3 protein-coding genes are annotated in these 2,454 nt (G+C 66.2%); 2 read left to right on the top strand and 1 reads right to left on the bottom strand.

Annotated elements, in window-relative coordinates:
- Positions 1–559: hypothetical protein (locus MUO23_10365; protein ID MCJ7513357.1), on the bottom strand; the 559-nt coding region annotated here is incomplete at its 3' end.
- Positions 560–631: 72 nt separating this feature from the next.
- Between MUO23_10365 and MUO23_10370 the strand changes: the two genes are divergently transcribed.
- Positions 632–1,777, top strand: coding sequence for a thiolase family protein (locus MUO23_10370; protein ID MCJ7513358.1), 1,146 nt, complete (start codon positions 632–634; stop codon positions 1,775–1,777).
- 114 nt (positions 1,778–1,891) lie between these two features.
- Positions 1,892–2,454 (top strand): carbon-nitrogen hydrolase family protein (locus tag MUO23_10375; protein ID MCJ7513359.1); only part of this gene is annotated, 563 nt, incomplete at its 3' end.

Raw genomic sequence — 2,454 nt, forward strand, 5'->3', positions numbered from 1 at the left:
CGGCCAGGACGGCCGGAGGGTACGGCTCATCCACCACCTCGGCGGCCAGGGTGATCGGATCCCCCAGCAGCGCCTGAAGCAGCAGAACCGTGCCGCCATCGCTGCCGGTGTAGGCGACGATCAAGCGCCCTGCAGCCCAGAAGCTGGGCGTGGAGGATTGCGCTGAAGCCAGCGGACCGGCCGCCTGCGCGCCAGCCACAATTGAGGCGGAGACCTTCTCCCGGTCTTCCACCGAACCAAACTCGTGGACCTCCGCCAACGCTTCCCCGATCTGGACGACCTGTCCCCGACCTCCGAATCCCAGTGTCGGCAGAGTGGACGTCGGCTGCACGGAGACGCCTGCACCGCGCAACACAGCCAGGAGGTCTCCCGTGTCCTCAATCTCAGTTGGAAGTGCCGCCCGCGGAGCCTCCCCGGAGGGGGCGCACGACGCCGCAACCAGGAGCAGAGCGCCGACGCCCGCCAGGATCCCTAGCGAGCAACCCCGATGCCGGGTGGGCGACTGCTGATGCCCGGGACGGCCGCGCCCGGGAAAACGCTTGACCTGCAGGAGGCGCATACGTATCCTCATGGGCGAACCCATGCCCATTCTACATGCGTCGCTCGCCTCCGCTCACGGGAGAATCTGAAGATGGATGCCTATCTGGTCAGCGCCGTCCGGACTCCCATCGGGATCGGCAAGCCGGAAGGGGGAGCGCTGCGTTCCTTCCAGCCGGTCGATCTGGCCGCCGAAGTGCTGATCGAAGCGGTCCGTCGCGCCGGTGTGTCTCCCGAAACGGTCGAGGACGTCATCCTCGGCTGCGTGACACCGGTCGGGGACCAGGGAGGCAACATCGCTCGCCTGGCCACGCTTCGAGCTGGTTTTCCCCCGCAGATTCCGGCGGTCTCCCTCAACCGCATGTGTGGCTCCGGACAGCAAGCGGTTCACTTCGCCGCTCAGGCCATCCTGGCGGGGGACATGGATCTGGTCCTTGCCGGCGGGGTCGAAATGATGTCGCACCAACCCTTGGGCACGGACTACCCCGCCGAATGGCCGACCGGAATACCGTATCCGCTGGTTCATCAAGGCTTGAGTGCAGAGATGATGGCCGAGCGCTGGCACCTGCCTCGCCAGGTGCTGGATGAATTTGCCTTTGAGAGCCACCTTCGGGCTGGACATGCGATCGACACCGGCCGTCTCACCTCACAGATTCTCCCCTTGCAGGCAGCTCAGCCTGACGGACAGCCCATACCGATCCTGTACGACCAGGGCGTGCGGCGGCCGCCCGACCGGCAAAAGATGGCCAGCCTTAAGCCGGTCTTCAAGCCAGATGGCGTGGTCACAGCCGGTAACAGCAGCCAGATCAGCGATGGCGCTGCCGCCCTGCTGATCGCCTCCGACCGTGCCGTCCAAGCGCACCATCTGCAGCCGCTGGCTCGCATCGCGGCGCGAGTCGTCGTCGGCTCCGACCCTGCGCTCATGCTCGACGGGCCGATCCCGGCTACGTCCCGGGTGCTTGCCCGGGCTGGACTGCGCCTGCAGGACATCGACCTGTTCGAAGTCAACGAGGCCTTTGCCTGTGTGCCCCTGGCTTGGCTGCACGAGCACCCGGTAGATCCGCACCGGCTGAATCCCAATGGCGGCGCCATCGCCCATGGCCATCCACTGGGCGCCACCGGCGCAATCCTGATGACCAAGTTGGTGTATGAGCTGCAGCGGACGAGCGGCCGGTACGGCCTGCAGACGATGTGCATTGGCCATGGTATGGCTACGGCCACGATCCTCGAGCGGCTGTAGCCTTGGCTTCGAACCTGGCGCCGCGCGGACACTGCCTTTCGGTGGCAGCGGAAGCCTGGCGCGAAACCCCTGCCCGGCTTTGGGCAGCCATCGGCAATCAATCCGGAGGTCCCGATGCGAGTAGCGGCTGCGCAATTCGAAACCCGGCTGCTGGATCCGACAGCCAACCTGGCGACAATGCGGGCCTATCTCGAGCGCGCCGCCAACCTGGGCGCCGACCTCGTTGCCTTCCCCGAGTGCGCGGTTCAGGGCTACGCGTTGACCATGGAGGAAGCGACGCGCCTGGCAGAGCCGATCCCTGGTCCGAGCACCCGGCAGTTGGCCGAGGCCTGCAACCGTCTTCGGCTGCACGCCGTCGTCGGCTTGATTGAAGAGGACGCGGACGGCGTCCTCTTCAACAGCGCAGCGCTGCTCGGACCGCAAGGTGTGATTGGCGTGTATCGCAAGACTCATTTGCCTTTCCTGGGAGTCGATCGCTACCTGGCCTGCGGAGATGTACTGCCTGGCCCGTTCCTGACACCGCTTGGCCGGATCAGTCTTCTAGTTTGTTATGACCTGCGCCTGCCGGAGCCGATGCGCGTCCTGGCGCTCGGGGGTGCTCAGTTGGTCGTCGTCTCCACCGCCTGGCCCAACACGGCGCGCCTGTATTCTGATCACCTGGCCCGCACGCGCGCAGC

This window comes from Anaerolineales bacterium (assembly GCA_022866145.1).
Classification (GTDB): Bacteria; Chloroflexota; Anaerolineae; order Anaerolineales; family E44-bin32; genus PFL42.

Bases quoted from the DNA above. Each gene is read 5' to 3' on its own strand.
- MUO23_10370 (MCJ7513358.1), top strand. From the start codon at position 632: ATGGATGCCTATCTGGTCAGCGCCGTCCGGACTCCCATCGGGATCGGC.